6 protein-coding genes are annotated in these 9,455 nt (G+C 33.7%); 5 read left to right on the top strand and 1 reads right to left on the bottom strand.

Translation table 11 applies throughout. The annotated features are described in order from the left end of the window. Window positions 1-200: 200 nt before the first annotated feature. From Q5O73_RS08730 to Q5O73_RS08720, 3 genes are all read left to right on the top strand, one after another. Complete coding sequence (locus Q5O73_RS08730) at window positions 201-554, top strand: hypothetical protein (RefSeq protein WP_021953177.1); 354 nt, start codon at window positions 201-203, stop codon at window positions 552-554. 62 nt (window positions 555-616) lie between these two features. Then, a complete protein-coding gene (locus tag Q5O73_RS08725; RefSeq protein WP_302669491.1) occupies window positions 617-1,384 on the top strand; it encodes an N-acetylmuramoyl-L-alanine amidase in 768 nt (255 codons plus the stop codon). Between the two features lie 124 nt (window positions 1,385-1,508). Then, window positions 1,509-3,410: an NAD(+) synthase gene (locus Q5O73_RS08720; protein ID WP_302669490.1), complete on the top strand. Its 1,902-nt coding sequence runs from the start codon at window positions 1,509-1,511 to the stop codon at window positions 3,408-3,410. Between the two features lie 54 nt (window positions 3,411-3,464). Here Q5O73_RS08720 and Q5O73_RS08715 read toward each other — a convergent pair whose 3' ends face one another. Continuing rightward, the gene (locus tag Q5O73_RS08715) at window positions 3,465-3,902 is read right to left on the bottom strand and encodes a hypothetical protein (protein ID WP_021953174.1); all 438 of its coding nucleotides are present in this window, start codon (window positions 3,900-3,902) and stop codon (window positions 3,465-3,467) included. Between the two features lie 292 nt (window positions 3,903-4,194). On the opposite strand from Q5O73_RS08715, the gene Q5O73_RS08710 reads away from it, so the two are divergent. Both Q5O73_RS08710 and Q5O73_RS08705 read left to right on the top strand, forming a co-directional pair. Further along, window positions 4,195-7,632 (top strand): PD-(D/E)XK nuclease family protein, encoded by a 3,438-nt coding sequence (locus Q5O73_RS08710; protein ID WP_302669489.1) that lies wholly within the window; start codon window positions 4,195-4,197, stop codon window positions 7,630-7,632. A gap of 2 nt (window positions 7,633-7,634) precedes the next feature. Beyond that, a partial coding sequence (locus Q5O73_RS08705) for a UvrD-helicase domain-containing protein (RefSeq protein WP_302669488.1) occupies window positions 7,635-9,455 on the top strand: 1,821 nt, incomplete at its 3' end.

Below are 9,455 nucleotides of genomic sequence, written 5' to 3'. Positions count from 1 at the left end.
ATATAATATGGCAGATGTAATAGACTAATTTATTGAATTTTTAAATAGACTGTTGTTTTTTTGATTAAAATCAATAAAACACAGTCTATTTTTTGTATAAAAATTAAAAAAGTGAAAACAATATTGTTATCGGGTGGAAACAAAGAGAAAAATTTGAGAAAACCGATAAGATATGGAAAATCATTTGGAGGATTTATAGTATGAAAACATTTAAAATTTACTTATTAGCCATGACATTGTTAGTGTCTGCATTATGTTTTGCAGCATGTGGCAACACAAACAATGATGAAAATGCCACAACAACAGAGAATGTTACAACAGAAAACGGTGCAAATTCAGGTATTATTAACGATACCACAAATAATGGAAATGCAGATAATAACGGAACAAAAAATGACGGTGTGGTAGATGATATTGGAAATGATATTAAAGACGGCGTAGATGATGTTATTGATGATATGGATGGAAATAATAATAAAAATAACAGCAACAATAACAACAATACAACTAAGAAAAATACTACAACACAGAATAACACTACAACTAAAAAATAAGGGTATCAATTATTAAAAATAAGCATAATCTATTATGATAAATAGTTTTGTAATGGTTTAATATGGCTTATAAAATAATATTAGACCCGGGGCACGGTGGTTCTGACCCGGGGGCAAACTTTAATGGAAGACAGGAAAAGGATGATGCATTGGCACTTGCCATGGCAGTAGGAAAGCTTTTAACTAATGCAAGCTTTGATGTGGAATATACCAGAACTGCTGATGTATATAATACTCCTTTTGAAAAGGCAATGATTGCCAACAATGCAGGCGGAGATTTGTTTGTATCTTTCCACAGAAATTCCTCAGCTGTACCTAATACTTACACAGGAGTACAGACTTTGGTGTATAACAGGGAAGGTTTAAAGGAAAAATTAGCGGAAAACATTAACAAAAATCTTACGGCAATCGGTTTTGAAGATAAGGGAATTGTGGAAAGACCAAATCTTGTGGTTTTAAAGCGTACAAAAATGCCAGCAGTTTTAATTGAGGCAGGATTTATTAATTCAGATAAAGATAATGAATTATTTGATAATAATTTTAATGAAATTGCTCAGGGTATTGCAGATGCCATAATTGATACATTAGATGATAGTGGAATTTCTGCCACGGATGCCCAGGTTTATACTATTCAGGTAGGAGCATTTAGGAACGGACAGTTAGCCAATAATATGGCAGCCCAGCTTAAAGCCATGCAGTTTCCGGCTATGGTGGTCTTCGAAGACGGATTATACAAAGTCCGGGTAGGAGAATTTAAAAGCCTTGATAATGCTGTAGAAATGGAACAAAGGCTTAGGGCAATGGGCTATAATACATTTATAAGAAGCTGATTTTATGAAAAAGTTTCAGGTGACAAAAACAGGATTAAGGTTCATTAATCTGTTGCCTGAAACTTTTATTTGTATTTATTAACGTATAATGATAAAATTGTCCTATTAATTAAGGAGGAAAAAAATGAATAACGGATATGTAAAGGTCGCAGCTGCAACACCTAAAATTGTTATAGGTGACTGTGGTCACAATAAATTAGAAATAGCAAAAATGACAGAAGAAGCATATAAAAACGGAGCACAGCTTATAGTTTTTCCGGAACTATGCATTACAGGATACACTGCATCGGATTTGTTCTGGCAAAAAAATATGTTGGATTTGGCATTTGAAAAAATAAATGAGTTAGCAAAAGATACGAAAGATATGGAAATTGTTTCAGTAGTTGGGGCACCAATAAGACATAAAAATAAACTGTATAATTGCGGAGTAGTAATATATGCAGGAGAAATTAAAGGAATAGTGCCAAAATCATTTATTCCAAGTTACTCAGAATTTTATGAGGGACGACATTTTACATCAGGAGAGGAAATTAAAAAAGGTGAAACAAGGGGAGAAATCCCATTTGGAACAAATTTGATTTTTGATTGTGGCAATATAGAGAATTTCACCTTTGCCATTGAAATATGTGAAGATTTGTGGGTACCAAATCCACCAAGTACAAACCATGCTTTAGCAGGAGCTAATGTTATATTAAACCTTTCTGCCAGTGATGAAATTACCGGAAAGGCTGATTATAGAAGAAAGTTAGTGGAAATGCAGTCGGCAAAAAACATTTGTGCATATATTTATTCAGATGCAGGAGATGGTGAATCATCTACCGATTTAGTATTTGCAGGGCATAACATCATAGCGGAAAACGGAACCATGGTAGCCCAGTCAAAGCGTTTTGAAAGCAGTAATATAACCTATGGAGATATAGATTTAGATAAGATTGCCACAGAAAGACAAAGAATGACAACATTCTATGTAAACCCGGATAATGAGGATTATATGAATGTATCTGTTAAACTTAAAAATAAAGAAGTGAAAGTTGACAGATATATTGACAAGGCACCTTTTGTACCGTCAGATACAAATAAGAGAAATGCAAGATGCGAGGAAATATTGGAAATTCAGACCTGGGGACTTAGAAGACGTCTTGAACATACAGGATGCTCAAATGCAGTAATAGGAATTTCAGGTGGTCTTGATTCCACATTGGCACTTCTTGTTACAGTAAAGGCTTTTGATGCATTGGGACTTGACAGAAAAGGAATACATGCAGTAACAATGCCGGGCTTTGGAACCACAGACAGAACATACTTAAATGCAGTGGAGCTAATTAAGGAATTAGGATGTGACTTTAAGGAAATTAACATATCAGAAGCAGTTACATTGCATCTTGCCCAAATAGAACATAATATTGAAAATCACGATGTTACTTATGAAAATGCCCAGGCAAGACAAAGAACGTATCTTTTGATGGATTTGGCAAACAAATACAATGGAATGGTAATTGGAACAGGAGATATGTCGGAGCTGGCATTAGGATGGGCAACTTATAATGGAGATCATATGTCCATGTATGGGGTAAATGCAGGAGTTCCAAAAACTCTTGTAAGGCATTTAGTTAAATATTATGCAGATGTAAATGAAGGAAAAATCAGCAACATTTTGTATGATATTTTAGATACACCGGTGAGCCCTGAACTTTTACCACCAAAGGACGGAGTGATAGCCCAGAAAACAGAAGAGCTTGTAGGTCCTTATGAGCTTCATGATTTCTTCCTTTACTATATGTTAAGATTTGGATATACTCCGAAAAAAATACAGTTTCTTGCAGAACTTGCCTTTGATGGGGAATATGATACAGAGACTATAAAAAAATGGCTTAAGACCTTTTACAGGAGATTTTTCTCACAGCAGTTTAAGAGAAGCTGTCTGCCGGATGGACCAAAGGTAGGTACAGTTGCCGTATCACCTAGGGGAGATTTAAGAATGCCTAGTGATGCCAGTGTTAAAGAATGGCTGGATGAAATTAAATAAAAAAGCAAAGGTAAAAAGACGGGAGTTCCCGTCTTTTTATACTTAAGGCTATTGTTATTTTTTACCTTTGTTAATAGTGTCTACAATGGCGTTGTATAGTAAAGAATATGTATATTGGCTTTCTTCCGAAAACTTAATATTGTCTACTGACTGGGTATCCACAATTTGCTTTGAAATATCTTCAAAAGCTGGTTCTACTAAAGGATACATAGTCGTTATCGCATCGCTTATGTTGTCCACCGTAATAGAATTAATGTGATTGCTATCAAGAGTGACAGTTACCTCCATTGGATTTCCGTTCAGTGTGACACAGGAGGTATATACTCCGGCCTCATATTGCCCTGAGGAACTTTTTTCCTTTTTTTCATCACTGTTTCTATTACAAAACATAAAAATTAATGAAATCACAAGAACAATACCAAGGAGTACAAATACTACGGTGTATATAAGCTCCTTTAAATGAAATACCATGAATTTTGGACTTTTTCCCATACTGACTCCTCACTTTAAATTTGATTATATTCTAATTTATTAATGTCAGGGGCAAAGTATGACAAAAGTATGTGTTGAAATTGACACATCCTATATACTATACTTAAATATAGATTTTGAAACACATCAGGTGTTTCAAAATCGTAGTTGACCAGCCCCGAAGGGGCGTGATTTGCGAAGCAAATTTTTGAAACGGTAATCCTATACCGTTTCAAAAGTCATAGAAAGAAACACATCAGGTGTTTCAAAAGTTATAAGTTATAGATTTTGAAATGATATTGGGGAGGAAAATATGTCATTACAGTTTATTATAGGAAGGGCAGGCTCAGGAAAGTCTACTTTGTTATATAAGAATTTAATAGATACATCCATGAATAATCCGGATAAAAATATCCTTGCAGTGGTTCCGGAGCAATTTTCCATGGAAACCCAAAAGCAGATACTTACAATGATTAACGAGGAATATGGACTAGGAGGTAGTTTTAACATAGAAGTTACCAGTCTTAACCGTCTGGCATATTTAATATTTGAAGAGCAGGGTATAATTAATTACAAGGTAATGGATGATTTGGGGAAATCCCTTGTTATAAGAAAAGTGCTGGAACAGTGTAAAAAGGAGCTTATTATATACAAAAATAAAACAGCAATGCCGGGATTTGTGGAAAAGGTAAAGTCGGTTTTGTCAGAGCTTAAGCAATATTACATATCAGATACAGATATGGATAATATGCTTGATTTGTGTGGAAGAAGACCGGCTCTTTATCATAAGCTAAAGGATATTTTAGTGATTAGAAAAGCCTTTGATGAGTACATACAGGATAAAATGATAACAACAGAGGATGTGCTGGATATATTTTGCAAATATGTGGGACAATCTGAAATTATAAAAAATACCTATTTTTATTTTGACAGTTTTACAGGATTTACGCCAATTCAGTATAAAGTATTGGAATTGTTAATGAAGTATTCCAAAGGCGTTATGGTAAGTATTACTTTGCCTGAAAATGAGAAAGATTTTACCACATTTAATAAATATGAGTTGTTTTCCTTAAGCAAGGAAACCATAGCAAAGCTTAAAACTTTAGCTAAAAGAAATAATGTAAACATAAATGAAACATTAATTGCCGGAGAAGGTAAGGTTCCTTATAGAATAAAAAATAATAAAGCATTATGCCATATTGAAGAAAACATTTTCAGAAATAAGAAATTGGAAAAAACTGAAAATTATAATGATGCCATTGAAATCTACTCCCTGCCAAATCCCCGCAGTGAAGTAGTTTTTGTGGTGGCAAAAATTTCAGATTTAATTGTAAATAAAAACTACAGATACAACGATATTGCCATAATTACCGGAGATATGGCAAACTACTATATTTATTTAGAAGAAGAACTGAAAAAATATGATATTCCGGCGTTTATTGACCACAAAAGAGATATTTCATCTAATCCTTTTGTGGACGGGATTATAGCAGTGCTTGACGTAATAGCAATGGACTTTTCTTATGATGCTGTTATGAGAATGTTAAGACTTAATTTGCTGGAAATAAACAGAAATGACATTGATGTTTTTGAAAATTATATTAGAAGATTTGGTCGTCGCGGTTTTAAAAGTTATTCTGCTAAATGGGAAAAATGTTATAAGGGATTTGAAGAGAGACTTGTTACGGTTAATAATGTAAGGGAGAAAATATATAATGACATTTTAGCTTTAAGAACCACTCTTAAGGACAAAAAAGCCACAATAAAAGATTTCACCTTAGCACTTTATAATTTTATTCTTTCCACTAACATGGAAAAAAGAATAAATGATTACGTAGATATGTTTGAAAAAGATAATAAACCTGAATTATCAAAAGAATATCAGCAGATATATGGGGTTATTATTTTAATGCTTGAAAGAATTGTTGATTTAATGGGGGAAGAAACAGTTTCTCCAAAGGAATATGTGGAAATATTAAAGGCGGGATTTTTAGAGGCTAAAGTAGGAATAATACCTCCCGGATTAGATACCCTTATGGTGGGAGATATTGAAAGAACAAGACTTAAGGATACAAAGAAGATTATTTTCTTTTTAGGAGTTAATGACGGAATTATTCCTAAAATGGCAACCAATGGTGGAATAATTACAGATTCAGACAGGGATTTCCTTAAAGCAGATGAAAAGGAAGGCTTTGTTTTAGCCCCAACAGCCAGAGAAAATATATTTAAGCAGAAGGTTTATTTATATTCACTTTTAGCAAAGCCTACGGAAAAAGTCATTCTTACCCTTAGTAAGACTGACAATGCAGGAAAGACTATTAGAAAATCATATTTAATAAGCGATTTGCAAAAAATGTTTTCAGACTTAAAAATTAAGGATGAAGAAAAATATGCAAATAGTCTTGAAGAAATAACAACTAAAAGAGAGGCATTAGATTATATTGCAGCCAATGCAGGAGAATACAAATCAGGAAAGGAAGACAGGCTTTTTGAAGTTCTTTGTTCCGTATTATCTGATGATGCAGATGCTAAGAAGTGTCTTAAATTAATTAAAAAAGGAACATTTTATAAGGGAAGACAGCCTTATCTCAGCGGGGAAAATGCCAGAAAGCTATACGAAGATAAGGAAAACATAGGTATAACCAGATTAGAAAAATATGCAGCCTGCGCCTATTCCCAGTTTTTAAGAAATGGTCTTAAGTTAGGAGAAAGAAGAGAATATGAGATAGCTGCTTATGACATTGGAAATTTATATCATGAGGTAATAAATAAGTTTTTTGTTAATGTGCAAAAAGAAGGATTGCATTGGGAAAATTTAGAAAAGGAAACCTATAATGCCATCCTTAATAATTGCGTTGTGGATACAATGGAAAATTATGAAAATGATGCATTAGACAGTTCTGCACGTAACATTTTTATTAAAAATCAGGTTAGGGAAACAGCAGAAAAAACCATTGATGTGTTGATTAGACATATTAATTCCGGAGATTTTGTGCCGTCAGAATATGAGCTTAGAATCACTCATGGAAGAATTGACAGGGTAGATACCTATGAAAAAAATAACGAAATTTTTGTAAAGGTTATAGATTATAAATCAGGAACAACGGAATTTAATGTTACAGATACCTTTTTTGGAATGCAGATGCAGCTTATGGTTTATTTAAAGGATGCCATAGAATTTGAAAAAAAGAAAAATCCCGATAAAACTGTTCTTCCGGGAGCAGGACTTTATTTCCATATTCAAAATCCATATATTGACCGCCCGGATATAAGAAAAGTAAGGGAAGAATACAGAAAAAAAGGCACAAAGGAAACAGTATCTGATGAAAAATTAATGGAAGAAAAAGTTCAGGATGAGCAGTATAAATGCTATAGAATGAGTGGACTTGTAAATTCTGATTTTAATGTAATAGAAGCAATTGATAAGGAATTGTCACAGGCAACAGGTAATTCTAAAATAATTAAAGTAGGAACCACAAAAACAGGATTAAGCAGCAGAAGTACAGTGATTGAAAGCAATAATTATATGAAATTCATAAATCATGTTTATGATATGGCTGAAAATATGCGAAAGGATATTATTGATGGTAATATTCAGATTAATCCTACGGAAAACGCCTGCACTTACTGTCCATATGGTGGCGTGTGCGGTTTTGACCTAAAGGTTGGAGACAGATACAGACAATTAGAAAAATTAGACTTAAAACAGGTTATTAGCCGTCTAAACACTGAGGAAAATAAAGGAGAGTAAATATGAAGTGGACAGATAAACAGTTAGATGTAATTAATACAAGAAACAGGAATATTTTAGTATCAGCAGCAGCCGGCTCCGGAAAAACCGCAGTTTTAGTTGAGAGAATTATTAATATGATTACTGATGAAGAAAGTGATGTCAACATCGACGAGCTTCTTGTGGTTACTTTTACCAGGGCGGCGGCTTCTGAAATGAAGGAACGTGTAAGGGCTGCCCTTGAAGAAGCGATAGAAAAAAATCCTGACAATGAAAATATTATTAAACAGCTTTCACTTATTCATAATGCGGATATATCTACCATAGACAGTTTTTGTGCAAAGATTGTAAGGGAAAACTTTGACAAAATAGATTTAGATCCTAATTTCAGAATTGCCGATGAAACCGAAATAAAAATGATTAAGGCGGATGTTATAGGAGAAATGCTTGAAGACTATTATTTAGAGGCAGATGAAAAGTTTATGAGTCTGGCAAAACAGTATTCGGCAGGAAGGCTTAAAGATAATATTGAAGAATTAATTGAACAGTTATACAAAAATGCCTGCGGTCACAGTGACCCGGAAAAATGGGTAAAAAACTGCGGAAATATATATAATATTAAAACTTTAGAAGAATTTGAAAATTCAGAGCTTTTAGGAGAAATAGTTAATTTTGCCAAATTAGAGTTAGATGGCATTTTAGAAGATTTAAATACGGCACTTAAAATTTCCATGGAAACAGACGGACCGGGATGCGTGGATGGATTGACCCAGCTTATGGAAAGCATTTCTGAAATACAAAAGCAGAATAATTATAATAAAATGCGTCTGGCGTTTAGAGGTGTTAAAAGTGTCACCTTAAGAGGTGCAAAGGGATGTGATGAGGCAAAGAAAAAGCAGGTTCAGGATATAAAGAAAAAGGCCATGGACAGGCTTGGTAAATTAGAATCGGAATTGTTTGAACAGACTGTTGAAGAAATGGCAGCTGATATTATAAAAAGTCATGACAGTGTCTCTATGATAATTAAATTAACCCTTGATTTTATGAAACGTTTTGCAGATAAAAAAGGGGAAAAGGGAATAATGGACTTTAATGACCAGGCGCATTTTGCTTTAAAGATATTACTTTCTGAAGATGAAAAGGGAAATGTATATCCTACAGATGTGGCAAGACAAATGGCAGAAAATTACAAGGAAATTATGATTGATGAATATCAGGACAGCAATTACGTTCAGGAGGATATTTTAAACAGCGTTTCAAAAGGTCAGGGAGTAAATAATATTTTCATGGTTGGTGACGTAAAACAAAGTATTTACAGATTCAGACAGGCGGAACCGGGACTTTTTTTGCATAAGTATGACACATATTCTCAGGATTTAACTAAAGACTGCTGTAAAATAATTTTAGATAAAAACTTCCGAAGCAGAAGGGAAGTTATAAACAGTGTTAATTATATATTTAATTATATTATGACGGAAAAAGTAGGAGGGATAAATTACAAAAACGGAAACGGACTTACATGTGGTGCAAAATACGATGAATCCATTAATAAGCAGGATAATTCTACTGAAATTTTTATGGTAGAAGGAGAGGGAAGGGAAGATGAAGCAGATTTTGTGGCAAAAAAAATACTCGAAATAACAGACCCGGAAAATGGTCTTAAAATAACAGAAGAGGGGCAAAATAAAAGAAGGGTAAAATATAGCGATATTACCATACTTTTAAGAAGTCTTAAGGGGGTAAGCGATATTTACCTTCAGGCATTAGAGGATAATGGAATACCGGCAGTGGCAGATTCTAAAACAGGATATTACCGGACTATAGAGGTTAGGACGGTAGTTAGT

Origin of the sequence: Eubacterium sp. AF15-50, assembly GCF_934835595.1 — a bacterium.
GTDB lineage: Bacteria > Bacillota > Clostridia > Lachnospirales > Lachnospiraceae > Eubacterium_G > Eubacterium_G segne.
The sequence above is the reverse complement of the archived record's forward strand: the minus strand, read 5'-3'. Positions and strand labels throughout refer to the sequence as shown.